The 26,652-nt window shown below is 36.5% G+C and carries 21 protein-coding genes, 2 tRNA genes and 3 rRNA genes; 15 read left to right on the forward strand and 11 right to left on the reverse strand.

Translation table 11 applies throughout. From position 1 onward, the window contains the following. Positions 1-618: a YigZ family protein gene (locus tag GQ45_RS04600; RefSeq protein WP_047415481.1), complete on the forward strand. Its 618-nt coding sequence runs from the start codon at positions 1-3 to the stop codon at positions 616-618. Positions 619-634: 16 nt separating this feature from the next. Here GQ45_RS04600 and GQ45_RS04605 read toward each other — a convergent pair whose 3' ends face one another. Next, positions 635-1,042 carry a thioesterase family protein gene (locus tag GQ45_RS04605; RefSeq protein WP_047415482.1) on the reverse strand — a complete coding sequence of 136 codons (408 nt, stop codon included), beginning with the start codon at positions 1,040-1,042 and terminating at the stop codon, positions 635-637. 207 nt (positions 1,043-1,249) lie between these two features. Here GQ45_RS04605 and dnaA point away from each other — a divergent pair, with 207 nt between their 5' ends. The 3 genes from dnaA to GQ45_RS04620 are packed head-to-tail and all read left to right on the forward strand — an operon-like array spanning position 1,250 to position 3,857. Then, entirely contained in the window at positions 1,250-2,674 is a 1,425-nt protein-coding gene (gene dnaA / locus GQ45_RS04610) for a chromosomal replication initiator protein DnaA (protein WP_047415484.1), read from the forward strand. A gap of 9 nt (positions 2,675-2,683) precedes the next feature. Further along, positions 2,684-3,151, forward strand: a complete 468-nt coding sequence (locus GQ45_RS04615; protein ID WP_047415485.1) for a low molecular weight protein-tyrosine-phosphatase — start codon at positions 2,684-2,686, stop codon at positions 3,149-3,151. Continuing rightward, positions 3,141-3,857, forward strand: coding sequence for an SAM-dependent methyltransferase (locus GQ45_RS04620; RefSeq protein WP_047415487.1), 717 nt, complete (start codon positions 3,141-3,143; stop codon positions 3,855-3,857). The genes GQ45_RS04615 and GQ45_RS04620 overlap by 11 nt, the downstream gene beginning before the upstream one ends. A 49-nt stretch (positions 3,858-3,906) precedes the next feature. Here GQ45_RS04620 and GQ45_RS04625 read toward each other — a convergent pair whose 3' ends face one another. The 4 genes from GQ45_RS04625 to dapF all read right to left on the reverse strand — a co-directional run bounded on the left by GQ45_RS04625 (position 3,907) and on the right by dapF (position 7,030). Next, a complete protein-coding gene (locus GQ45_RS04625; protein ID WP_047415489.1) occupies positions 3,907-4,542 on the reverse strand; it encodes a hypothetical protein in 636 nt (211 codons plus the stop codon). A gap of 147 nt (positions 4,543-4,689) precedes the next feature. Then, the gene (gene mltG / locus GQ45_RS04630) at positions 4,690-5,733 is read right to left on the reverse strand and encodes an endolytic transglycosylase MltG (RefSeq protein ID WP_047415491.1); all 1,044 of its coding nucleotides are present in this window, start codon (positions 5,731-5,733) and stop codon (positions 4,690-4,692) included. Positions 5,734-5,736: 3 nt separating this feature from the next. Further along, the gene (locus GQ45_RS04635) at positions 5,737-6,261 is read right to left on the reverse strand and encodes a GNAT family N-acetyltransferase (RefSeq protein WP_047415493.1); all 525 of its coding nucleotides are present in this window, start codon (positions 6,259-6,261) and stop codon (positions 5,737-5,739) included. Continuing rightward, positions 6,254-7,030: a diaminopimelate epimerase gene (gene dapF / locus GQ45_RS04640; RefSeq protein WP_047415495.1), complete on the reverse strand. Its 777-nt coding sequence runs from the start codon at positions 7,028-7,030 to the stop codon at positions 6,254-6,256. The genes GQ45_RS04635 and dapF overlap by 8 nt, the downstream gene beginning before the upstream one ends. Before the next feature lie 134 nt (positions 7,031-7,164). Here dapF and GQ45_RS04645 point away from each other — a divergent pair, with 134 nt between their 5' ends. The 9 genes from GQ45_RS04645 (at position 7,165) to GQ45_RS04685 (ending at position 18,544) form a co-directional block, all read left to right on the forward strand. Then, the gene (locus tag GQ45_RS04645) at positions 7,165-8,559 is read left to right on the forward strand and encodes a S1C family serine protease (RefSeq protein ID WP_047415496.1); all 1,395 of its coding nucleotides are present in this window, start codon (positions 7,165-7,167) and stop codon (positions 8,557-8,559) included. Between the two features lie 135 nt (positions 8,560-8,694). After that, positions 8,695-10,143 carry a glyceraldehyde-3-phosphate dehydrogenase gene (locus tag GQ45_RS04650; RefSeq protein WP_047415498.1) on the forward strand — a complete coding sequence of 483 codons (1,449 nt, stop codon included), beginning with the start codon at positions 8,695-8,697 and terminating at the stop codon, positions 10,141-10,143. Positions 10,144-10,218: 75 nt separating this feature from the next. Next, positions 10,219-10,848 carry a hypothetical protein gene (locus GQ45_RS04655; protein WP_047415499.1) on the forward strand — a complete coding sequence of 210 codons (630 nt, stop codon included), beginning with the start codon at positions 10,219-10,221 and terminating at the stop codon, positions 10,846-10,848. Positions 10,849-10,916: 68 nt separating this feature from the next. Further along, positions 10,917-11,591, forward strand: coding sequence for a tRNA (guanosine(37)-N1)-methyltransferase TrmD (gene trmD / locus GQ45_RS04660; protein ID WP_047415500.1), 675 nt, complete (start codon positions 10,917-10,919; stop codon positions 11,589-11,591). A 427-nt stretch (positions 11,592-12,018) separates the two neighbouring features. Then, positions 12,019-12,369, forward strand: a complete 351-nt coding sequence (gene rplS / locus GQ45_RS04665) for a 50S ribosomal protein L19 (protein WP_047415502.1) — start codon at positions 12,019-12,021, stop codon at positions 12,367-12,369. Positions 12,370-12,712: 343 nt separating this feature from the next. Next, positions 12,713-14,932, forward strand: a complete 2,220-nt coding sequence (locus GQ45_RS04670) for an NADP-dependent isocitrate dehydrogenase (RefSeq protein WP_047415504.1) — start codon at positions 12,713-12,715, stop codon at positions 14,930-14,932. Positions 14,933-15,068: 136 nt separating this feature from the next. After that, positions 15,069-17,435, forward strand: coding sequence for a TonB-dependent receptor (locus tag GQ45_RS04675; RefSeq protein WP_231555153.1), 2,367 nt, complete (start codon positions 15,069-15,071; stop codon positions 17,433-17,435). Positions 17,436-17,438: 3 nt separating this feature from the next. Next, positions 17,439-18,296, forward strand: coding sequence for a DUF4249 family protein (locus tag GQ45_RS04680; protein WP_052188119.1), 858 nt, complete (start codon positions 17,439-17,441; stop codon positions 18,294-18,296). Positions 18,297-18,316: 20 nt separating this feature from the next. Then, positions 18,317-18,544, forward strand: a complete 228-nt coding sequence (locus tag GQ45_RS04685; protein ID WP_047415507.1) for a DUF6095 family protein — start codon at positions 18,317-18,319, stop codon at positions 18,542-18,544. 282 nt (positions 18,545-18,826) lie between these two features. Here GQ45_RS04685 and rrf read toward each other — a convergent pair. Further along, a 5S ribosomal RNA gene (gene rrf / locus GQ45_RS04690) occupies positions 18,827-18,938 on the reverse strand. A gap of 250 nt (positions 18,939-19,188) precedes the next feature. Then, positions 19,189-22,026: ribosomal RNA gene (locus GQ45_RS04695) — 23S ribosomal RNA — on the reverse strand. Positions 22,027-22,168: 142 nt separating this feature from the next. Here GQ45_RS04695 and GQ45_RS18295 point away from each other — a divergent pair. Continuing rightward, a complete protein-coding gene (locus tag GQ45_RS18295) occupies positions 22,169-22,294 on the forward strand; it encodes a hypothetical protein (RefSeq protein ID WP_255352028.1) in 126 nt (41 codons plus the stop codon). Here the strand turns inward: GQ45_RS18295 and GQ45_RS04700 are convergent. The 4 genes from GQ45_RS04700 to GQ45_RS04715 form a co-directional block, all read right to left on the reverse strand. Continuing rightward, positions 22,268-22,341 (reverse strand) — tRNA-Ala (locus GQ45_RS04700). The genes GQ45_RS18295 and GQ45_RS04700 overlap by 27 nt on opposite strands. Before the next feature lie 187 nt (positions 22,342-22,528). Next, positions 22,529-22,602: transfer RNA gene (locus GQ45_RS04705), tRNA-Ile, on the reverse strand. 143 nt (positions 22,603-22,745) lie between these two features. Beyond that, positions 22,746-24,264: ribosomal RNA gene (locus tag GQ45_RS04710) — 16S ribosomal RNA — on the reverse strand. Together the 16S, 23S and 5S rRNA genes with 2 tRNA genes alongside form the textbook arrangement of a ribosomal RNA operon. Before the next feature lie 465 nt (positions 24,265-24,729). Beyond that, the gene (locus tag GQ45_RS04715; protein ID WP_047415509.1) at positions 24,730-25,416 is read right to left on the reverse strand and encodes a DUF4294 domain-containing protein; all 687 of its coding nucleotides are present in this window, start codon (positions 25,414-25,416) and stop codon (positions 24,730-24,732) included. 100 nt (positions 25,417-25,516) lie between these two features. Between GQ45_RS04715 and GQ45_RS04720 the strand changes: the two genes are divergently transcribed. Next, positions 25,517-26,605, forward strand: coding sequence for a M42 family metallopeptidase (locus tag GQ45_RS04720; RefSeq protein WP_047415510.1), 1,089 nt, complete (start codon positions 25,517-25,519; stop codon positions 26,603-26,605). The last annotated feature ends 47 nt before the right edge of the window (positions 26,606-26,652 follow it).

The raw sequence follows: 26,652 nt of genomic DNA on the forward strand, positions 1-26,652 counted from the left end.
ATGGAAGAAGCTACAGATCTATACAAAACACTAAAAAAACCTTCGGAAGAAATTCTTTTCAAGGAGAAAAAAAGTAAGTTTTTTGGTTATGCTTTTCCTATTAATTCAGAAGATGACGTAAAACCAATTATTGAGGCACTTAAAAAAAAGCACGCTTCCGCTAATCATGTTTGCTATGCCTGGCAACTAGGGTTTAAAACCGTTTCGTACAGAGTACAAGATGATGGAGAACCTAATAATTCTGCTGGAATGCCAATTTACGGACAAATACAATCTTTTGAAGTCACCAATGTACTCGTTGCCGTTGTGCGGATTTTCGGAGGAACTAAATTGGGTGTAGGAGGCTTAATTAGTGCCTATAAAACCGGTGCACAAATGGCTTTGGCAAGCGCAAAAATTATAGAAAAAACAATTCAAGTATATTTTTTAGTATCGTTCGAATATCCTGACATGGATAAGGTAATGCGCATTATAAAACAAGAATCTATTGAAATTATATCACAGGAAATGGCTTTGGATTGTAAAATAAAAATAAGTACCAGGGAAAGTCATTCGGAAAAAATACAGACTATTTTTGAAGCTGTTTACGGCGTTTCTATTTCAAAAACAGATGCCTGATTTACCTTTATAAAAATCAAATAGTTGGAAAGTTTATTTTTTGTAAAATTTCATCAGGACACTTCATGGGTTTATTTTTTTTCGAATCCATAAATGCTAAAACCGTATGTGCATCGGCTAAAAGCTCATTTCTTTCGTTGAAAATCTTATAGTCAAATTCGATCTTTACTAGTGGCAGTTTTTTTAAGCTTGTTTGAACGGTGATAAGATCATCGTAAAGTGCAGATTTTTTAAAATTTATGGTCAAAGAAATTACTGGTAAAATAATACCACTTTCCTCTAAGGCTTTGTAAGAAATACCCATACCTCTTAACCACTCAACCCTACCCATCTCTAGATATTGCGCATAGTTACCATGATATACCACACCCATTTGATCGGTTTCACCATAACGAACTCGAAAAGAAATTTCAGTATTATCCATGTTATTAAAAGTAAAAATTATATATTTAAAGACTTTGCATTTTTAGTAGCTTGTCATGGTAAAAAAAAACTGATAATTCAATAGTATTAGATTTTTTTTTTAGTTTTTTTGTTCACATATTTGTAGCCCTGAGTGATACATATTAAACGTGTCAAATTTAAGGTAAGAGAACCTAATTTAATAACCAACTTAAGATTAATTTAAAAAATGAGTGTTACTGCAACATCCGTATGGAATAATTGTTTAGCTTTCATCAAGGATAACATCCAACCGCAGGCATTCAAAACTTGGTTTGAACCCATTAAACCAGTTAAACTATCGGACAACGCTTTAAGTATTCAAGTTCCTAGTAAATTTTTCTACGAATGGCTAGAAGAGCATTATGTAAAACTTTTAAAAGTTTCTTTAACAAAAGAATTAGGAGAAAGTGCTAAATTGGTGTATATTATAAAAATGGAAAACACCTATGGTAACCGAGAACCTTTTACCGAAAAAATACCAAGCTCAAATAGAAGTACTGTACCTGCGCAAGAATTAGATGTCGCTATTAAATCTAAAAATCCTGAATTAAAAAATCCATTTGTAATTCCAGGTATTCGCAATATAAAAATAGAATCACAATTAAATCCGAATTACAATTTTGAGAACTTTTTAGAAGGAGACTCTAATAGACTAGCACGATCAGCAGGGATGGCCGTTGCTAATAAACCTGGAGGAACTTCGTTTAACCCCCTCTTGATTTTTGGTGGTGTAGGCTTAGGGAAAACACACTTAGCACATGCCATAGGGGTCGAAATAAAAGACAAGTACCCAGAGCGTACGGTGCTTTATATTTCTGCCGAAAAATTTACACAACAATATATCGAGTCTGTAAAGAAAAATACTAGAAATGATTTTATTCATTTTTATCAATTAATTGATGTTTTAATTATTGATGATGTTCAATTTCTTTCAGGAAAATCAGGTACTCAAGACGTTTTCTTTCATATTTTTAATCACTTGCACCAGAATGGAAAACAAGTTATTTTAACATCTGACAAAGCTCCTGTGGACATGCAAGATATTGAACAACGCTTGTTATCAAGGTTCAAATGGGGTTTATCTGCGGAATTGCAAAATCCTGATTACGAAACAAGAATATCTATTTTAAAGAATAAATTATATCGTGATGGTGTTGAAATGCCCGATGATATTATAGAATATGTGGCCAAGCATATAAAAACAAACATTAGAGAGCTAGAAGGAGCTATCATCTCTTTAATTGCCCAATCATCATTCAATAAAAAGGAAGTTACTTTAGACCTTGCGCAACAGGTGGTTGAGAAGTTTGTTAAAAATACCAAACGAGAAGTTTCAATCGATTATATCCAAAAAGTAGTTTCTGATTACTTCGAAATGGATGTAGCCACACTTCAGTCTAAAACAAGAAAACGCCATATTGTACAAGCAAGACAATTAGCCATGTTTTTTGCAAAGAAATTTACAAAGGCATCTTTGGCTAGTATTGGCTCTCAGATCGGCAAAAGAGATCACGCAACCGTGCTACATGCTTGTAAAACCGTGGATAATTTAGCAGAAACTGATAAACAGTTCCGTAAATATATAGACGATTTAACTAAGAAATTTTCTTAAAACCCCTTTATGAAAACTAGAATTCTAATGGTCTGCCTCGGTAATATCTGTAGGTCTCCATTAGCAGAGGGTATTTTGCATAGTAAACTCAACTCTAAAGATTTTTATATTGATTCTGCCGGAACTGGTGGCTACCATATTGGATCTGCTCCTGACTCAAGATCTGTAGCCGTTGCAAACAAATATACTATTGATATTTCACAACAACGCTGTAGAAAATTTACCCCTCAAGATTTTGAGGATTTTGATATTATTTATGTGATGGATTATAGTAACTATCAAAACGTGGTAAAATTAGCTGATAACCAAGCACAAAAAAATAAAGTAAAACTACTTTTATCAGAAACAAGCCTAAAAGAAAAAGAAGTTCCTGATCCCTATTATGACGATAATGGGTTTGAATATGTTTTTGAATTAATCGACAACGCGTGTAACGTGATTGCTCAGAAATTAACAGTCGCTGATCATGGAAAATAACAGCTTTGGAAAACTCTATTTAATACCTACTACTTTAGGCGATAACGAACCTTTAGAAGTATTACCTATTTCTATAAAAAGAACGATTGAGAATATTAATTTTTTTATTGTAGAGAACGAAAAAACAGCGCGTAGGTTTATAAAAAAAATAAGTTCAAAAAAATCGCAATCTGATTTACATCTTGAAGCACTGAATAAATTTACAGAACCTGAAATGATTCCGACATTTTTACAACCTTGTTTAGACGGTAAAGATGTTGGCGTAATTTCTGAAGCTGGGTGTCCTGGTATTGCAGATCCAGGTGCAGATGTAGTTCGTATTGCGCATGAGAAAAATATAAAAGTAGTGCCTTTGGTGGGACCATCATCAATTTTACTAGCGCTTATGGCTAGTGGATTAAATGGACAAAATTTTGCTTTTAATGGCTATTTACCTATTGAATCTGGCGAAAGAAGAGGCGCATTAAAACGACTTGAAAAACTATCGAGAGACTCAAATCAATCTCAACTTTTTATTGAGACTCCGTATCGTAATGATAAACTCTTCGCTGAACTTTGCAAAACATTGAACCCGGCTACAAAAGTTTGTGTGGCTTGTGACCTTACATTACCCACCGAATTAATTGCTACTAAAACTGTTAAAGAATGGTCTAAAGAAACTATAGATCTTCATAAACGACCCACTATTTTTATTCTTCAAGGATAAAAAAAAAGCCTTTTCGATACTTGAAAAGGCTTTTGTATACATATTCTAATTAAATTTTAGCATTGCGTTTGGGTACTATCATTGAGATATCGTAACCCGAAAACTTTTTAATGTAATGACTTACACTTGATCCGTATTCATCATTTACATCATGTGCTCCTAAAGAACGCAAATACTTCTTTACATTTCCAGGACCTGCCAAATGTGCTGCAGCAATGATTCCTGATTCAGTAATGTGAGAATTGCCAATTTTTAACCCCGTGTACTTTTTAATGTCTTTTCTCAAGATCCATTTATTACGAGCTATGTTTGTTTTAAAAGCTCTTTCTTGTAATTTTGGATTTCTTAAGAAATAATCAGGATTGTAAATGCCGACTAATTCTAAAGTGCCGATTCCGAATTGATATTTTCCTAAATATCCTAAGGAATTAACTACACCATATTTACCCCGTGATTCTTTAAAAGCAACAGCTTCCTTAAAACCGACATATGAATTACCAACTCTTGGCGGCAATACAATTGGGTACTCAGCAAAAATTTCGTCTTTGGGAAACGAAAAAAACGTAGGTTCATTTACTTTTAGCGACTTTGGCACTTCTTGATTTTTAATCGAGTTTTTAAAACCAAAACTTGCTAAAAGAAATATCATGATAAGAGGACAACTTACGTTTATCCACTTTTTCATACATTTGATTTCTTAAGACTTACAACCAAAAAAAGGTTCGCTTAAATTAACTCGGCAAAGATAGGCTAGATTTTTTAAGCCAAATGTTGTAAAAAACCCAAAAAGGTTAAAATTTAGATAAATTGAAGGTTAAATCCGTTGATTGACCTATCTTTTTATGTTTTGAAGATTTATCCATCGGACGTATTGCTCTTTATTTCGGTTATGTTGTGCCAGAGTTTTGGCAAATTTATGATATCCAAAGTTCTCAACATTGGCAACAAAATAAAAATAATCATGCTTTTCTGGACTCAAAACAGCGTCAATCGCTGTAATATCAGGCATAGCAATAGGCCCTGGAGGCAAACCACCATATTTGTAAGTGTTATACGGAGAATCAAGGACAAGGTCTTTGTATAAAACCCTTTTAATAATTTGATTAAAATCTCCTGTTTCAAGTTTTAAGGCATAAATCACTGTTGGGTCTGCTTGTAATAACATCCCATCCCTTAGCCTGTTTAAATACACACCGGCCACTCTTGGACGTTCATCCACCTTAGCCGTTTCTTTATGCACTACTGAAGCAAGTGTAGTCACTTCTATTGGTGTTAATCCTAGTGAATTTGCTTTTGAAACACGGGTGTCATTCCAAAATCTCTGATATTCTTTCAACATTTTATCACGAAACTCCGCTGCTGTTGTATTCCAAAAAAACTCATAACTATTGGGAATATACATGGCCAATTTTGTTTGCTCATCGAAACCATTTTCTTTTAAAAAATCTTCATCATTAAATGCCTTGACCAACGAAACACTATCCGCTTCAATTTGCGATGCCACCCTCCCTGCTAAGTCTTCAAGAGTTTCTTGGTTATTAAAAGCTAATGTTATGGGAATATTTCTACTCCTTAGTGTGTTCACGAGCTCGTTATTGTTCATTCCCCTTTTTATAGCGAATTTACCAGCTTTTAAATTTGAGGTGTAGCCTTTTCTTTTCGCAGCTGCTTCAAAAGAACTGACATCTTTTAAAAGCGGCTCAAGGAGCGTTTTAACGGTTTCAAAGTTGGTATTTGATGGAATATAAACAAAAGCTTCAGTGTTGTTAAAGCTCGTATTGGGAATAAAAAAGGCATTGTACACCTTATATACATAGTATCCACCAACAAATAAACCGATAACCGCGAAAGCAAGAATTATTTTTTTTATATACATTATTTAAAATATTTTTTGATATAAGATTTCATTTTTAAAATTTCCATTGGAAAGAATCCAATCTTTCTTAAGGCCTATTTTTAAGAAACCTGATTTTTCAAATAAGCGAATACTCGTTTGGTTATCCTCTAAAATACTGCAATACAATTGATGCATTTCAAGGGTTACACGTGCGTAGCCACATAATAAGTCAAGGGTTTCAGATCCATAGCCTAAATTTCTATTTTCCTTTTCTAAAATAACAATTCCAATTCCTGCTCTTTTGTTTTTTGGATCAAAATCATACAAATCAACAAGTCCTAAAACGCGGTGATCTGTAATACCACAAACACATAACCGAAGTTGTTTTACATCATAAATATCGCGATGTGCATTATCCAAATACAATTGAAGAATTTGTTTGGAGTAGGGTGTCACTGTACCGCTAACTTCCCAGATCTCCGTATTGTTTTCTAACTCATACAAAAAATCTAAATCGCTTGGCTCTAGCGCTCTTAAATAAATATGTTTACCTTTTAGACTATACATCTATTTCTCCTTTAAAAACGAACGCGGCAGGTCCAGTTAAAAATACATTGGTATACCTTCCATCAAAAACATCAAAGCTGATTTCGAGGTCGCCGCCTAGGGTTTTAATTTGAATTTTTTTTGCTTGGGTTTTGTTTGTTTTATGCATGGCAATCGCCACTGCTGTTACACCCGTGCCACATGACAAAGTTTCATCTTCTACTCCCCTTTCATAGGTACGTACAAAAAAATTAGTTTCGCTATTTTGCGCTACAAAATTAATATTACTTCCTTTTTTCCCGTACATCCCATACCTAAGTTTGGCACCTTCTACTTTGACTTCTAAACTATTTATATTATCCACTAATTGCACGTGATGTGGAGACCCCGTGTCTAAAAATACAACATTGGGCTTTAGCTGAATATCAACAACATCTTTCATTTGTAAACTTATATGTTCACCTGAAATTATAGCGGTATGTGGGCCATCAACAGCATTAAACTGAGCCGAACTTTCTATCATATTTAAATGTTTTGCAAAAGCTACTAAACATCGCCCACCATTACCACACATACTACTTTCATTGCCATCAGCATTAAAATAGACCATTTTAAAATCTAATATAGGGTCATTTTCAAGCAGAATTAAACCATCGGCACCTATGCCAAAATTTCGGTCACACAAAAAAGAAATTAATTTGGTATCATCTTTGTTGAAAAAAGATTGACGATTATCAATCATGACAAAATCATTGCCCGTTCCCTGAAATTTGGAAAAAGTAAGTTTCATTTTTTAAACCTATTAGAATAACAAAGGTAGTATTTTATTAAGGGAATTTTGGCAGTTAAATTGACGTTAAACACAAATTTCATTGCTATAAAACTGTTAATTTTGTAGCAGTTAAGTTAAAAAGTAAATTTATTATGAAGAAAATTGCAAGTTTATTACTGGTTTCTGTATTTGCAGGGGCAATTACTTTAGGAGCCTACAAATTATTTTTCGAAGAAAATTCTTATGTTTTTACTGAAAACGAAAGCACGCCTTTTACTATGGCGAGCTACACCCCTACTTCCGCTCGAGGAGCGGGTATAAATGAAGTAGATTTTACTTCGGCAGCCGAAACGACGGTTAATGCTGTTGTTCACGTAAAGAATGTAGCTGTGAATAGTGGTCCACAAAGCCTAATGCAGTTTTTATATGGCTATGAACCGGATAAAACACCTCGTATTCAAGGTGCTGGTTCTGGGGTTATCATAGACCCAAATGGGTATATTGTTACCAATAACCATGTTATCGCTGGCGCTACCGAATTACAAGTTACGCTGAATAACAATATCACCTATAAGGCTGAACTTATTGGTACGGATCCTAATTCTGATATTGCCTTAATTAAAATTGATCCTGAACAAAAATTACCCTATTTAGCTTTTGGAGATTCTGATACTACAAAAATTGGCGAATGGGTTCTAGCAGTTGGTAACCCGTTTAATCTTACCTCCACGGTAACCGCAGGTATTGTAAGTGCAAAAGCTAGATCTTTAGGAGGTGGTAATCAATCATTTATTCAAACCGATGCTGCCGTAAACCCAGGGAATAGTGGTGGTGCTTTAGTGAATACCAATGGCGATTTAATCGGAATTAATACGGCTATATCGTCACAAACAGGTTCTTATGTGGGGTATTCTTTTGCTGTACCTAGCAATATTGCAAAGAAAATAGTCGATGATATTATTGAATATGGGAATGTTCAAAAAGGGATTTTAGGAATTGTAACCGTAAATTTAAACAGTCCCTATGCCATTGAAAAAGGAATCAATACTATTGACGGAGTTTATGTAAATGATGTAAGCGAGGATTCAGGAGCTTATGACGCAGGTTTAAAAACTGGTGATGTCATCAAAAAATTAGATGAAATCACCATTCATAAATATCCTGACTTAACAGGCTACCTTTCTACGAAAAGACCTGGAGATGAGCTGCAAGTAATCATTGAAAGAGATGGCGAGCAACTTGTTATTCCCGTAACTTTAAAAGAAAGACAGACTATTGTTTTGCCTATCATGGATCTTGAAGTTAAAAATTTAAGCGAAAAAGACAAAAAAGAGTTTAAGACTAAAAAAGGAGTTAAAATTGTGGGTGTTTCTGAAAGATATGAAGGATATGGCTTAGGCGGTAAAATTTTACTTTCGGTGGGTGATCAGGAAATCAATGACATTAAAGATGCTAAAGTACTTTTTGGAAAAATAACAAAATACCGAAATACGAGCATAACCATGATGAACAGTAAAGGAGAAAAAGAACGCATTATTCTTCAATAGATATTATAAATTCAAGTAAACTGTCTCATAAAAAAAAGCTTCCTAGTGGAAGCTTTTTTTTATGAGACAGTTTACGAAAACGATTGAAATGATTACTTTTGCCATAAATTTCAATAAAACACCTGAAAACCAAGCATGGATAAAATTAAATCATACGAAAAAGAATTAGCTTTTCAAGCAGATCGAAGAAAAGCTACTACAGAGTTTATTAAAATCATAAGTGATTTGTGGTATGATAAAGCTATCGAAGTAGTCCTATTTAAAAATCAGGTTATCGACAAAAATGTAAGTGACATCATAAACTTACACCAATATGCAGGTGAATTTGTTCAAAAGCCAATTTCTATTTTTGATTCTGTTGAAATTCTTAGAACTATCAATGATATGGTACTTCCGCCAGCAAAACTAGATATCGGAAAATTAACCTATGAATACCATGCTGATAATGAAAGTGAAAATAATGTAAAAGCCTTTGTCTTTAATAAACTTAAAGGAGCTGACGTTGCTGAAGAAATTAAACCTAAAGATGTTGTGCTTTATGGTTTTGGAAGAATTGGACGACTTGTAGCTCGTGAATTGATGTCTAGAACCGGGAAAGGAAACCAAATGAGACTCAGAGCGATTGTGGTTCGAGGCGAATTAAATCAGGAGAACTTAGAAAAAAGAGCCAGTTTATTACGAATAGACTCTATTCATGGTCAATTTAATGGCACGGTTGATATAGATGCCAAGAATAATGCTTTAATTATTAACGGAACAACAGTACATATTATTAACGCATCTAAACCTGAAGATATAGATTACACCAAATACGGCATATTTAATGCACTTATCATAGATAATACGGGTGCTTTTAGAGATAAAGAAGCCCTTTCAAGACATTTAAATGCCAAAGGCGTTGCTAAGGTATTGTTAACTGCACCAGGCGATGGCATCCCTAATATAGTACATGGCGTAAACCATACAGAGTTTAATCCTAGCGATTACAAAATTTTCTCTGCCGCTTCCTGTACAACCAATGCCATTACCCCTATCTTAAAGGTAATAGAAGATTCCCTAGGCATCAAAAAAGGCCATATCGAAACCATTCATGCATTTACCAATGACCAAAATTTGGTAGATAACATGCATCCTAAATACAGAAGAGGACGAGCAGCCACTTTAAATATGGTCATAACAGAAACTGGAGCAGGAAAAGCTGTTACCAAAGCATTACCTGCCTTGAAAGGAAAGCTTACTTCAAATGCTATTCGAGTTCCTGTGCCAAATGGCTCTTTAGCTATTCTCAGCCTTGAAGTAAATGCTAAAACCTCGGTGGAAGGCATAAATACCATCATGAAAAAGTACGCCCTACAAGGCGATTTGGTAGAACAAATAAAATATTCATTAAACCACGAATTGGTATCTTCAGACATCGTAGGTACAACGGCACCATCAATTTACGACAGTAAAGCTACCTTAGTTGCAGACGGCGGGAAAAATATTGTTTTGTATATATGGTACGATAATGAATACGGATATTCACATCAAGTAATTCGTTTAGCGAAGTACATTTCTAAAGTACGAAGGTTTACTTATTATTAAATTGTTTTAGTTTTCAATATTATTAAAGTAATTTAGCAAATCTCTAAATCATTATTAATACTAAGAACTTACAAGATGAAAAATTTTAGATTATTTCTTATAGTCTTGACCTTACTATCTTTTAACTTACAATTTGGTCAAGAAAGTGAAGACGACGGTTCAGAGCCTGATGCTACCCTCGAAACCGGAAATATACCGGGTCAATTTGATTATTTAGCTAGAAAATCCGGAAATTATAGGGCTGATGGTGTTCGATATGAAGTCGTAAAGGTTACTAGCTTAGATAAATTACGAGAAAATGTAATTGACACGCTAAATCTTATTAAGAAAAAGACCACTGAATTAAATGCTAGAATTGTTGAAAACGAAAAAAATATTGTTTCGCTCAATAAAAAATTAAAAGAAACCTCCAGTAATTTAGCAGCAGTAACAGAAGAAAAAGATAGCATGTCGCTTTTTGGTATCTTAGTTTCAAAAGCAATGTATAGCATCATATTATGGACCATGATTGCTGGCTTATTTCTTTTATTATTATTTTTTATTTATAAATTCAGAAGTAGTAATATTCTAACCCAAGAAGCAAAAACTAATCTGGAAGATTTAGAAAGAGAATATGAAGATCATAGAAGAAGAGCTTTAGAAAGAGAACAAAAAATAAGTAGACAGTACCAAGATGAAATCAATAAAAATAAAAAGGCTAAATAATTAGCCTTTTTATTTTTATTCAATCATATGCTTTTTAAAACTTAAATTTGCATCGAAAAAAAGGGTTTATGCGAATTGATATTATTACAGTGCTTCCCGAATTGCTCAAAAGTCCTTTCGAAGCTAGTATTCTAAAACGTTCCATAGAAAAAGGGATTGTGGCTGTTCATATGCACAATCTTAGGGACTATACCACATTAAGTTATAATCAAATAGATGACTATCAATTTGGTGGTGGTGCAGGAATGGTCATGATGATTGAGCCTATTGATAAGTGTATTGCTAAATTAAAATCGGAGCGAACATACGACGAAATTATTTATATGACTCCCGATGGCGAAACACTAAATCAAAAAATAGCCAATAGCATGTCGCTCTTAAATAATATTATTATTCTGTGCGGTCATTATAAAGGAGTAGATCAACGCGTGAGAGATGCCTACATCACCAGAGAAATATCTATTGGTGATTACGTATTATCCGGTGGTGAACTAGGAGCTGCTGTTTTATGTGATTCTATAATCAGGCTAATCCCAGGCGTTTTAAGTAATGAAACCTCTGCGTTGACAGATACTTTCCAAGACAATTTATTAGCACCACCAGTATATACCAGGCCCGCAGACTATAAAGGAATGAAAGTTCCTGAAATTTTATTAAGTGGTAATTTTCCAAAAATTGAAAAATGGCGCGAAGATAAAGCACAAGAACGCACAGAAAAATTAAGACCCGATTTATTGAAATAAATAGAGATTATAGAAGATTATTTTCATTCATATTCAAGAATTGCAGTATATGCGCCTATCCAATTAATACTTTTTGTTGTATACCTTTATAAGTTGTTAAACATGCAAATTTGGCAACAACACATATTTTAATTGGTGCTGTTTTCTCCGGGTTAGTGCAAATTGTAAGGCCAATTATTTACCAGTATTAACTTGATGACAAGGATAATTTTCTTCATCACACCTTTATAATATCGCTTATTTTAGATGTTTTTGATACTTTATTCGGAAATGGTCTCTTACTTTTAGCACTACCCTATAAAAAACCACAAATAAATTAAATTTTTAAGTTGTAAGTTTTTAATATTTGATTACTTTTGCAATCCAATAAATCAACCTCTGACGATAATCGTGAATGTTGCTTTATAACAAACAGTAAATCAAAGCAATGGAAGCATTATTAAAATTTGTTGAAGACGAATTTGTAACTAAAAAAGAATTTCCAAATTTCTCAGCAGGTGATACTATTACCGTTTATTACGAAATTAAGGAAGGTGAAAAAACACGTACTCAGTTTTTTAGAGGTGTTGTGATTCAAAGAAGAGGTTCTGGTTCTTCAGAAACTTTCACGATCAGAAAAATGTCAGGAACTATTGGTGTAGAACGTATTTTTCCAATAAACATGCCTGCTTTACAGAAAGTTGAAGTAAATAAAAAAGGTAAAGTGAGAAGAGCTCGTATTTTTTACTTTAGAGGCCTTACAGGTAAAAAAGCAAGAATTAAAGAGGTTCGCTCTTAATTTTTATGCTCTAAAATATTCAAAACCCGCAAATGCGGGTTTTTTTATAGGAAAGGTTTTGAGAAAATAAAACTCAAAATATTTTGAAAATTAAATAATTTAAGCTATATTTAAAGTATAAATAGTTACGCAACAGCAATCAATGGTTGCCGTTTTGTAAAAAGACAAAACAATTAGTTTGTGAACTATTTTATAAAAGCCATATCAATGTTTTAAACAATGATATGGCTTTTCTTTTGTTATTCAATGATCAAAAAAACAGCTCATATATTACAAGAATCTAAGCCAAAAGAAATAATAGAAAATTGTATCTTCGCACCGCTTAATTCAAACATAAAAAATAATGCAAAAAATAATTTATACAAAGACTGATGAGGCACCAGCTTTAGCTACACAGTCATTTTTACCAATTATCAAATCATTTACTAAAAGTTCAGGAATACGTATTGAAACTAAAGACATTTCACTTGCAGGAAGAATTATAGCTACATTCCCTGAATTTTTACAAGAGAATCAACGAATAGCAGATGATTTAGCTGAATTAGGCAAATTGGCAACAGATCCTGATGCAAACATTATAAAATTACCAAATATTAGTGCTTCGATACCTCAATTAAAAGAAGCTATCAAAGAATTACAAAATAAAGGGTATCAGCTACCAAATTATCCGGATGAGGTGAAGAACGAGGCAGAAAAGGATATCAAATCTAGATACGACAAAATTAAAGGCAGTGCAGTGAACCCAGTGCTTAGAGAAGGGAATTCTGATCGTAGGGCTCCTAGAGCAGTTAAAAATTATGCTAAAAAAAATCCCCATAGTATGGGAGCTTGGTCAGCAGATTCTAAAACTCATGTGGCGACTATGGGTAAAGATGATTTTAAGAGTAACGAAAAATCACTCACCATACAAACCCCAACAACGATTAGTATCGTCCTTGAAACTAAAGATAATTCTAAACTATTTTTAAAAGAAAATATTTCGTTATTAGCGGGTGAGATCATCGATGCAACTGTTCTTAGCAAAAAAGCACTGATAACATTTTTAAAAGAAGAACTGAAAGATGCTAAGGAAAAAAATGTTTTGCTCTCTGTTCATCTCAAAGCAACAATGATGAAAGTTTCTGATCCCATTATATTTGGTCATGTGGTCGAAACTTATTTTACAGAAGTATTTGAAACTTATAAAGATACATTTGACGATTTAGGCCTTAGTGCTAATAATGGACTAGAGAGTTTATTAAGTAAAATTAATGACCTTCCTGAAAAACTAAAAAACGAAATTCAAAATAAAATTGAAGCTACGATTGCCAATGGCCCAGATTTAGCCATGGTAAATTCCGACAAAGGGATTACTAATTTACATGTTCCTAGTGATATTATTATTGATGCATCAATGCCAGCGATGATTCGTAATTCTGGTAAAATGTGGGATAAGAATGGGATGGCTAAAGATACGAAGGCTATAATTCCAGATAGTAGCTATGCTGGGATATATGAAACTACCATCAACTTCTGTAAAGAGCACGGTGCTTTTGACCCAACGACTATGGGGACAGTACCAAATGTTGGATTAATGGCTCAAAAAGCGGAAGAATATGGTTCACATGATAAAACTTTTGAAATTAATGATGAAGGTATCGTTAACATTATTGATACAAACACACAGAAAGTTTTAATTTCTCACAAGGTCTCGAAAGGAGATATTTGGAGAATGTGTCAAGTTAAAGATGCGCCTATACAAGATTGGGTAAAATTAGCGGTATCCAGAGCTAAAGCGACCCAATTACCTACCATTTTTTGGTTAGATCAAAATAGAGCACATGATGCCGAATTAATTAAAAAAGTAAAACAATACCTACCGGAACATCACATTGAAGGCTTGGATATCAGAATCCTTTCACCGGAAGAAGCTACACAAGTTACCTTGGAACGCATTAGCAAAGGAGAAGATACAATATCCGTTACGGGAAATGTTTTACGGGATTATTTAACAGATTTATTTCCTATCTTGGAAGTAGGTACCAGCGCTAAAATGCTATCTATCGTACCTCTTATGAACGGTGGTGGTCTTTTTGAAACAGGAGCAGGTGGTTCTGCCCCGAAACATGTAGAGCAATTTTTAGAAGAAGGACATTTGCGATGGGATTCGTTGGGAGAATTTTTAGCCTTAGGCGTTTCATTAGAGCACTTTGGAGAGAAATACCATAATACACAAGCCATAGTCTTAGCGGATGCCTTAGATGCTGCCACAGAAAAATTCTTGGATAATGATAAATCTCCATCAAGAAAAGTAGGTGAACTAGATAATAGAGGGAGTCATTTCTATTTAGCCCTTTACTGGGCCGAAGCTTTAGCCAAGCAAGACAAAAATAATGAATTGAAAACTAAGTTCGCAGCTATCTATAAAGACTTAGCTGAAAATGAAATTAAAATTATTAAGGAGCTAAATGATGCTCAAGGTAAAACCATTGACCTACAAGGCTATTACAAAGCAAATGACGCCTTAGTAGTTCAGGCCATGCGCCCTAGTAAAACCTTTAATACAATTCTTGATAAATTATAACGAAACAATTCCCTTATACTAACCTTTTCTGTACCAACAGAAAAGGTTTTTTTTTACCTAATACTATGCAAAAACTAGTATTTTTGTGAAAAAATTGCGTTTAATGAATTTGATTAAGAAAATTGCATGCTACTTTATGATTAGTAGTACTCTATTGGTGCATGCACAAGAAAAATACACCATTAATGGCACGATAAGCGAAAAAAATAGCAATGAAACATTAATCGGTGTTACTATAGCTGTTCCTGAATTAGCAACAGGTGCTACTACCAACGAATATGGGTTTTATTCCCTTACCTTACCCAAAGGACAATATACACTGATCATAAGTTATCTGGGCTTCGCTGAAATTACAGAAATAATTAATTTGGATGCAAATCTTAAATTAAACTTCAAATTAGAAGAAAATGCTCAACAACTAGATGAAGTTGTTGTGGTTGAAGATGTTGAAAAAACAAATATTCGAGATCCCCAAATGAGCGTAAATAACTTATCCGTAAGTACCATAAAGAAAGTCCCTGTTGTTTTAGGAGAATCAGATGTTCTAAAGGCTATAGTGCTGTTACCAGGGGTAAGCAATGCTGGAGAAGGTTCATCGGGTTTTAACGTAAGAGGTGGTTCTGCTGATCAAAACTTAATTTTATTAGATGAAGCAACAATTTTTAATTCATCACATTTGTTCGGCTTTTTTTCAGTTTTTAATCCGGATGCCATAAAAGATATAAAACTATTTAAAGGAGGAATTCCGGCGCGATACGGAGGTCGCGTATCTTCTGTACTAGAAATTTTCCAGAAAGAGGGTAATAGCAATGAATTTAAAGCAAACGGTGGAATAGGAATAGTCGCCAGTAGGTTATTACTAGAAGGCCCTATTAAAAAAGAAAAATCGGCCTTTTTAATTGGAGGCAGATCATCCTATGCCCATTTATTTTTACCTTTATTCGATATTGATAACAAAGCCTATTTCTATGATCTAAATGCAAAATTAAATTTCAAGATAAACGAGAAGAATAATATTTTCTTTTCTGGATATTTTGGTCGTGATGTTTTTAGCATAAGTGATAGTTTTGTTAATACCTATGGCAATTCGGTTGGTAATTTTAGATGGAATCATCTTTTTACAGATAAGTTATTCTCAAACCTATCCTTAATTTATTCTGATTATTATTACGGTCTTAAGTTAGATTTTATAGGTTTTAACTGGAATTCAGGTATTCAAAATTTTAACTTTAAATACGACTTAAAGCATTATGTAAACAATACGCTTCAAATTAATTATGGCCTAAATAATATCTATTATAATTTTAACCCGGGCGAAATAAGCCCTAGTAGGCCCTCATCCGGAATCGTTGAAGATAATTTGACCAAAAAATATGCCAATGAATTTGCTGCTTATATAGATATAGAACAAGACATTACACCTAAATTAAGCCTGCAATATGGACTTCGATTAAGTGCTTTTAACAGACTAGGACAAGATGAAATTTTTGAATACGAGAACAATCAACCTGTAACTTTTAACCCTTTGCTCGGCATTTATCAAAAAGCGACCCCGATAGGAGTTTCAAGCAATAAAAGATCAGAGACCATAGCCAAATTTATGAATTTAGAACCGAGAGTTGCTGCCTCTTATCTCATCAATGACAATAGCTCTATAAAAGGTAGTTACACCAGACTTAGTCAGTATTTACATTTGCTCTCAAACACCAATTCTCCAACGCCTTTGGATGTTTGGACGCCGAGTGGACCATTTATAAAACCGCAATTATTAGATCAATTCGCATTAGGTTATTTTAAAAATTTAAAAAATGATGAATTTTCAATAGAAACAGAGGTGTTTTATAAGGATATTCAAAATCGTATTGATTATATAGATGGAGCAAATTTAATTGCCAATGATGCTATAGAACAAGTTATTTTAAATGGTCAAGCAAGGGCTTATGGTGTAGAATTTTTGTTTCGCAAAAATCAGGGTAAATTTCAGGGTTGGTTAGCTTACACCCTATCTAAATCAGAACAAAGAACGCCAGGCCGAACAGCAACTGCAACTAACGGAATCAGTGAAATTGAAAATGGAATCAATGGAGGTCAGTGGTACAATACTCCCTTTGATAAAACGCATGACTTCTCTTTATTTGGAAGTTATGATCTTAATAAAAAGTGGAGTTTTAATTCTAATTTTATATTTCAAACAGGACAACCTACAAATTTTCCCATAGGCCAATTTGAATTTCAAGGATTAACTGTACCATATTTTGGAGCACGTAATAGTGAGCGCTTACCTAGCTATCATAGACTTGATGTATCGGCAACCTTAACACCAAAAAAGAATCTAAACAGAAAAATAAAAGGAGAATGGGTATTTAGTATTTATAACCTCTATAATAGAAAAAATGCAGCCTCTATTAATTTTAGCAGAAATAATGAAATCAATCAAAATGAAGCTACTCGAACTGCAATTTTTGGCGTAATTCCATCCGTTACCTATAATTTTAAATTCTAAAAAATGATAAAGAAATATGTATATATCACCATAGCCATCTTATTGAATATCTCTTGCGAAGATGTTATTGAAGTAGAAGTACCATCAGAAAAATCAAGACTTGTTATTGATGCCTTGATTCGTATTGATCCTAGTTTAGATATGATTGATGTAGCTATAAAAGCTAGCGAAAGTGCTTCTTTTTTTGACAGCGTTCAACCCGCAAATTTAACTGAAATAAGCTTACGAAATATTGATACTTCCCCTGGTAACCCCTTTATTTTAGCCCCGTCTGCAACAGAGGCGGGCACGTACGAAGCGAGTATACCTAGAACATTTTTTACACAGGGAAGATTGGTGTTGAGTATTTTCTACAACAATGAAACGTATGTGTCCTTAACCAATTATGTGCCCGCTCCTGATATAGACTCCATAACCCAAAGTGTAACTACCCTATTTGGAGAAGATCAGACAGAGTTAGAAATATCATTTACGGACCTAGCAAATAGAGATGATTATTATTTATTTGATTTCGATTTTAATGAATACCTTACAATTGAAGATGAATTTTTCCAAAATCAACAATTTGTATTTTCGTATTTCTATGAAGATCGTTTAGAAGTAGATAGAGCCCTTAACATAAGTATACTTGGGATTAGTTTTGAATTTTTTGACTATATGAACCAAGTTATTGCACAAAGTGGCCAAACCCAAGGACCTTTTCAAACGCCCGCAGGTACAGTGTTAGGTAATATTATTAATGTTACCGATACCGATTTTGGAAGTATAGAAAGCCTAGAAGACATCGTACCCAATACCCATTTTCCTTTAGGTTATTTTGCTGTTTGTGAAACGTATAAAAAAACAATCATCATAGAATAATCGATTATATTTTAAAATCCATGAGTACAGATAAAGATTTATTATTAAAAGGGATAAAACATTTAGGTTATACGGTATTCTTAATGTTTTTAGCTCCCTTTGTGTTATACCAGGCATTTAAAAATGAAGATCATCCCTTATTTATTTATGTTTTTATTTTCGGAATAATTGCAGCAATTGCAGCAATTGCCTACGGTTTTTATGGCATTAAAATTATAATGGATAGTCTTTTTAATAAAAAAAAATAACGGTAGATCGTATTTTATAATCTTCCCCGACTATAAATTACTTTATACACCAGCTTTTAAAAAGCCATTTACATGCTTGTAGGTGGTTTTTTTTAGTTTAAGTTTCTTAAAGTGAGTGTAGGTGTATAGGTAAAGATTTACTTTATGCAGTATGGCAAGGGGTAGTTCAGGCTATAGTACTAAAATTTGCTTTCATGTAATACTGGTATGTACCAGTAAAGGTCATTACAAACTTGTACAAACAAAAAAAGTCCTTCATATTGCTATGAAGGACTTGATTAAAAAAGGCGACGACCTACTCTCCCACTTGGTATAGCAGTACCATCGGCGCTGATGGGCTTAACTTCCCTGTTCGGAATGGTAAGGGGTGGACCCCATCGCCATGGTCACCTTAAACTTTCAGTTGGGTCTATTTTAATTCTTTAAAACAAGACCAACAACACTATTTTAATTACTTTGACTACTCACTAGCATGGTTGCTGAGCGTAGCCGAAGCATAACATATTAAAGGGACAAAATGGGTGCTAATAGCACTCACAAAAAACACTAGTATATAATATAAAGTAAACTACGATTAATTTTAATTGTTTTTACAACCAAAGCTGTAAAAGGATTTTCCACCCCCTTAGTTAAAAGGGGGTTTGTTGTGCAAGCCTATGGGCTATTAGTATCACTCGGCTACAGACATTACTGCCCTTATACCTATGACCTATCAACGTAGTCATCTCCTACGGCCCTTTAAAGAAATCTCATCTTGTGGCTGGTTTCGCGCTTATATGCTTTCAGCGCTTATCCAATCCCGACATAGCTACCCAGCAATGCTCCTGGCGGAACAACTGGTGCACCAGCGGTCAGTCCAATTCGGTCCTCTCGTACTAGAATCAGATCCACGCAAATTTCTAACGCCCGCAGTAGATAGAGACCGAACTGTCTCACGACGTTCTGAACCCAGCTCGCGTGCCACTTTAATGGGCGAACAGCCCAACCCTTGGGACCTTCTCCAGCCCCAGGATGTGACGAGCCGACATCGAGGTGCCAAACCCCCCCGTCGATATGAGCTCTTGGGGGAGATCAGCCTGTTATCCCCGGCGTACCTTTTATCCTTTGAGCGATGGCCCTTCCATGCGGAACCACCGGATCACTATGCTCTTGTTTCCAACCTGTTCGACCTGTATGTCTCGCAGTCAAGCACCCTTGTGCCATTGCACTCTACGTACGATTACCAACCGTACTGAGGGTACCTTTAGAAGCCTCCGTTACTCTTTTGGAGGCGACCACCCCAGTCAAACTACCCACCACGCACTGTTCCCTAGTTATAGGGTTAGGCCCTAGACAAGCAAAGGCTGGTATTTCAACAATGACTCCACAACGCCTGGCGACGCCGCTTCAAAGTCTCCCAGCTATCCTACACATTACTTGCCCAGAACCAATACGAAGCTATAGTAAAGGTGCACGGGGTCTTTTCGTCCCACTGCGGGTAACCGGCATCTTCACCGATACTACAATTTCACCGAGCTCATGGCCGAGACAGTGTCCAGATCGTTGCACCATTCGTGCAGGTCGGAACTTACCCGACAAGGAATTTCGCTACCTTAGGACCGTTATAGTTACGGCCGCCGTTTACTGGGGCTTCAATTCAATGCTTCTCCTTGCGAATGACATCTCCTCTTAACCTTCCAGCACCGGGCAGGTGTCAGGCCCTATACTTCATCTTACGATTTTGCAGAGCCCTGTGTTTTTGATAAACAGTCGCCTGGACCTCTTCACTGCGGCCCTCCCAGAGGGAGGGCGACCCTTCTCCCGAAGTTACGGGTCTATTTTGCCTAGTTCCTTAGCCATGAATCTCTCGAGCGCCTTAGAATACTCATCCCAACCACCTGTGTCGGTTTACGGTACGGGCTGCTTCACTTGTTTTTCTCGGAGGATGTTACGCTGGATTATCAACTTTGCCGAAGCATCATCGTACTATCGGGGTGTCACCACTCCCTTCAACGTAGTATTCCGTCACTACGCACCAACACCACATCCCCGTCACTTTTAGCGTGAGCAGGTAGCAGAATATTAACTGCTTGTCCATCCACTACCCCTTTCGGGTTCGCGTTAGGTCCCGACTGACCCCCAGCTGATTAGCATAGCTGGGGAAACCTTGGTCTTTCGGCGTGCGGGTTTCTCGCCCGCATTATCGTTACTTATGCCTACATTTTCGTTTCTATGCGTTCCAGCAAACCTTACAGTTCACCTTCAACACACATAGAATGCTCCCCTACCCCTTTGTACCGTGTACAAAAGCCATAGCTTCGGTGGTATACTTATGCCCGATTATTATCCATGCGGAATCGCTCGACCAGTGAGCTGTTACGCACTCTTTAAATGAATGGCTGCTTCCAAGCCAACATCCTGGCTGTCAATGCAATTCCACCGCGTTATATCAACTTAGTATACACTTGGGGACCTTAGCTGATGGTCCGGGTTCTTTCCCTCTCGGACATGGACCTTAGCACCCATGCCCTCACTGCTGCAAAACATTTTATAGCATTCGGAGTTTGTCAGGAATTGGTAGGCGGTGAAGCCCCCGCATCCAATCAGTAGCTCTACCTCTATAAAACTATTGCAACGCTGCACCTAAATGCATTTCGGGGAGTACGAGCTATTTCCGAGTTTGATTGGCCTTTCACCCCTACCCACAGGTCATCCCAAGACTTTTCAACGTCAACGGGTTCGGTCCTCCACTTTGGGTTAACAAAGCTTCAACCTGCCCATGGGTAGATCACACGGTTTCGCGTCTACTACTACTAACTATGGTCGCCCTATTCAGACTCGCTTTCGCTACGGCTCCGATTCTTAAAATCTTAACCTTGCTAGTAAAAGTAACTCGTAGGCTCATTATGCAAAAGGCACGCCGTCACAGATTGCTCCGCTCCGACCGCTTGTAAGCGTATGGTTTCAGGATCTTTTTCACTCCGTTATTCACGGTTCTTTTCACCTTTCCCTCACGGTACTGGTTCACTATCGGTCTCTCAGGAGTATTTAGCCTTACCGGATGGTCCCGGCAAATTCATACAAGGTTTCACGTGCCCCGCACTACTCAGGATACCACTATCAATAACGTCCTTTACTTATACCGGGCTATCACCGTCTTTGGCCCCTCTTTCCAAAGGGTTCTAATTCATCGCGCATCAAATGTCGTGGTCCTACAACCCCAATATTGCCGAAACAATATTGGTTTGGGCTAATCCGCGTTCGCTCGCCACTACTAACGGAATCACTTTTGTTTTCTCCTCCTCCGGCTACTTAGATGTTTCAGTTCACCGGGTTTGCTTCTCTTTCAAGATACTATACCTTCAATATAGTGGGTTGCCCCATTCGGATATCCGCAGATCACAAGTTGTGTGCACCTCCCCGCAGCTTTTCGCAGCTTATCACGTCCTTCTTCGCCTCTGAGAGCCTAGGCATCCCCCATACGCCCTTTTCTAGCTTGTCACTAGTCCTTTATTCTAATTTATTAAAACATACTCCAGTATAAATACCAAAGCACATCATTTCGTACTTTACTCTAATTTATTTTTTGTGTTTCTTTGTGTTTACTATATCCCTGAAGATAATAGTAAATCACTTTGTCCCAATATGTCAATGAACATCGCGAGTCGCGATAGACAATTATACCATCTATACGCTCACATGCAATACGCCAGAGATAAATTAATATCTCCGGGCATTGCCCGGTGGAGAATATCGGAGTCGAACCGATGACCTCCTGCGTGCAAGGCAGGCGCTCTAGCCAGCTGAGCTAATCCCCCAATTACTAGTCGTTAGTAATTAGTAGTTAGTAGTTAGTACAACTACCACTCAACTTCTAGAATTTCCTTTCAATAATTTTTACTCTAAGAACGTTTATTCGCCATATGCTTTACGCTATATGCAATACGCTGTTTTAGCCTATCGCTTAAAGCTTACTGCCTAAAGCATCGAGCTTTGCTCGATTTGTAGTCTCAGGCAGACTCGAACTGCCGACCTCTACATTATCAGTGTAGCGCTCTAACCAGCTGAGCTATGAGACTCTCACTCTTGAACCCTTTAACAGATCCTCTCAATAACTTATATAACATACTAATAAGACAGCGATAAAATTAAAGTAAACAATAACTCAAAAATACAAGGGCTAGATTCTTCTAGAATTCATCTATAGGATGCTTTTCTCTAGAAAGGAGGTGTTCCAGCCGCACCTTCCGGTACGGCTACCTTGTTACGACTTAGCCCTAGTTACCGATTTTGCCCTAGGCCGCTCCTTACGGTGACGGACTTCAGGCACCCCCGGCTTCCATGGCTTGACGGGCGGTGTGTACAAGGCCCGGGAACGTATTCACCGGATCATGGCTGATATCCGATTACTAGCGATTCCAGCTTCACGGGGTCGAGTTGCAGACCCCGATCCGAACTGTGACCGGTTTTATAGATTCGCTCTGCTTTACAACATGGCTGCTCTCTGTACCGGCCATTGTAGCACGTGTGTGGCCCAGGACGTAAGGGCCGTGATGATTTGACGTCATCCCCACCTTCCTCACGGTTTGCACCGGCAGTCTCGCTAGAGTCCCCATCATTACATGCTGGCAACTAACGACAGGGGTTGCGCTCGTTATAGGACTTAACCTGACACCTCACGGCACGAGCTGACGACAACCATGCAGCACCTTGTAAATTGCCCGAAGGAAAGTCTATCTCTAAACCTGTCAATCTACATTTAAGCCCTGGTAAGGTTCCTCGCGTATCATCGAATTAAACCACATGCTCCACCGCTTGTGCGGGCCCCCGTCAATTCCTTTGAGTTTCATTCTTGCGAACGTACTCCCCAGGTGGGATACTTATCACTTTCGCTTGGCCGCTCAGTCCGAAAACCGAACAGCTAGTATCCATCGTTTACGGCGTGGACTACCAGGGTATCTAATCCTGTTCGCTACCCACGCTTTCGTCCATCAGCGTCAGTGTATAGTTAGTGACCTGCCTTCGCAATCGGTATTCTATGTAATATCTATGCATTTCACCGCTACACTACATATTCTAGCCACTTCACTATAACTCAAGACCGCCAGTATCAAAGGCAGTGCATACGGTTGAGCCGCAGCATTTCACCTCTGACTTAACAGCCCGCCTACGGACCCTTTAAACCCAATAATTCCGGATAACGCTCGGACCCTCCGTATTACCGCGGCTGCTGGCACGGAGTTAGCCGGTCCTTATTCTTACAGTACCGTCATCAGAGTACACGTACTCCTTATTCTTCCTGTATAAAAGCAGTTTACAACCCATAGGGCAGTCTTCCTGCACGCGGCATGGCTGGATCAGGCTTGCGCCCATTGTCCAATATTCCTCACTGCTGCCTCCCGTAGGAGTCTGGTCCGTGTCTCAGTACCAGTGTGGGGGATCTCCCTCTCAGGACCCCTACCCATCGAAGTCTTGGTAAGCCGTTACCTTACCAACTAACTAATGGGACGCATGCTCATCTCTTACCGTAACCTTTAATATCAAACCGATGCCGACTTAATATAATATAGGGCATTAATCCAAATTTCTCTGGGCTATTCCCTAGTAAGAGGTAGATTGCATACGCGTTGCGCACCCGTGCGCCGGTCGTCAGCGGAGCAAGCTCCCTGTTACCCCTCGACTTGCATGTGTTAGGCCTGCCGCTAGCGTTCATCCTGAGCCAGGATCAAACTCTTCATCGTTGTTTTGTAAATATTATTCACATCACTAAAAATAAATTATCCGAACCTAACCCTTATGTATTCTTTAAGCTATTTTGTTAAATTCAATTCTTTATCCAATTATCGTTTCCAATAATTGAACGCTGTCTTACAATATGTCAATGAACCTTTTTATTTCTCTTTTAAGACCCTAAAAGTCTTATCACTTACATCCCTTTCATTCTCTCTGTCTCCGTAAGCGGGTGCAAATATACACCCTCTTTTTAATCCCGCAAATGTTTTTTTAATTCTTTTTTGAAATAATTACTACAATCAAAACAAAACCCTTAGAAACAACACGTTACAAACAATGAAAAAATTAAAAAAAATTGTGTTTGTTTAATCTCGTTGAAAAAAACTTAAAACCAAGCTAAATTTAAATTTCAAAAAGCTTCCCTTCAAATAAACAGGGCATTAAATTTAAGCGATTATCACCATATATACAAACTATTTGTTTTGTTTTTTTTCGGTGGCCCACTTATTGGTCAATAAAGAATAGTCATAATTCAAAGCCGACTTTTGTCGTTCTAACCTAAACTCAGAAAAAGCACGTTGTAAAATATCTTCTATAAGATAGTCTTCATTGACCAAATCTGGTTCAAATTCTTCTTTGATACTTATCTTAAACATTTTTGCTGTGGTATTATACCAGAAGGCACGCCAACCGTTACGAAGCTCTTTGACTAAATCAAAGGCCGTGATTCCCGTTTGTCGATGTATAAGTTTTATTAGAATTTGACCTTCAGTTCGCGTTAACTTTTTTAGTTCATCAGAAAATTCGCCTTCAACATATTTTTGAATTTCTTTGGTATATTTTCTCTTTTTTGAATTTTTAGTAATTTTCAGTAAGCTATCATTCAGTGTTGTTAACCTTTCGGCAGCAAGTTTTGCATACGGATATACTTTTAGCGTTTTTCTACGGAGAATATAATATCTTAGTTTTTCGTCATAATTAGAAAACCTTAATTGACTAAAAACATAAAACTCATCTAAGTCGATGGCGTTTCGCATAATTGAATCGCCCTCGATAATAATCATATTTTCAGCAATAGAATCCAAAGGAGTTTCCTCCTCTTGGGAAAATCCAAAAAAACATATCAAACTCAATAAAGACCCTAGAAATTTAATTCTCATAAGTTTATGTCATAATATTTCTTCAAAATTAAGATAAAGACCCTATATTTTTATTAAATAAAAGTGAATATTACTAACTTCGTGCCTAAAATATACGCAAATGAGTACAAAGAAGATTCTGAACAAGAAATCTATAGATTTTTTAGAAAAATACTTAAATAATGCCTCGCCTACAGGATATGAATGGGAAGGTCAAAAAATATGGATGGAATACCTTAAGCCCTATGTAGATACTTTTATTACCGATACCTATGGTACTGCGGTAGGGGTAATAAATCCTGATGCTAAATACAAAGTAGTTATTGAAGGACATTCTGATGAAATATCATGGTATGTAAATTATATCACCGATGACGGATTAATATATGTGATACGAAATGGCGGTAGTGACCACCAAATTGCCCCATCAAAGTGGGTAAATATTCATACCAAGAATGGAATCGTAAAAGGAATTTTTGGTTGGCCTGCGATACATACACGCGAAAGCTCTAAAGAAGAGGCTCCAAAATTGGATAATATTTTTATAGATATAGGTGCTAAAGACAAAAAGGAAGTAGAAAAAATGGGGGTACATGTAGGCTGTGTTATTACCTACCCTGATACCTTCCAAATTTTAAATGGCAATAAATTTGTTTGTCGCGCCATTGATAACCGTATTGGTGGTTTTATGATTGCAGAGGTCGCTCGTTTATTGAAAGAAAACAAAAAGGAACTCCCTTTTGGTCTTTACATCACTAATTCTGTTCAAGAAGAAATTGGGTTACGAGGCGCTGAAATGATCACACAAACTATAAAACCTAATGTGGCGATAGTTACTGACGTTTGTCATGACACCACAACGCCAATGATTGAAAAGAAAAAGCAAGGACATACTGAAATTGGTGCTGGGCCCGTTATTTCATATGCACCTGCAGTTCAAAACAAATTAAGAGAACTTATCTTAACAACAGCCGAAGCTAAAAAAATTCCTTTTCAAAGAATGGCGTCTTCGCGCTATACAGGAACCGATACCGATGCATTTGCTTACAGCAATGGCGGAGTAGCTTCTGCTTTGATCTCTTTACCCCTTCGGTATATGCATACGACGGTAGAAACAGTGCACCAAGATGATGTTGAAAATGTTATTCAGCTCATCTATGAAACTTTATTAACACTTAAAGAAGGAGATACTTTTAGCTACTTTAACTAAAGATCCTCACCCCTAATAAACTCTCTCTTCTACAAAGAAGGGAGGGT

The organism is Cellulophaga sp. Hel_I_12 (genome assembly GCF_000799565.1).
In the GTDB taxonomy this organism is placed as follows: Bacteria; Bacteroidota; Bacteroidia; order Flavobacteriales; family Flavobacteriaceae; genus Cellulophaga.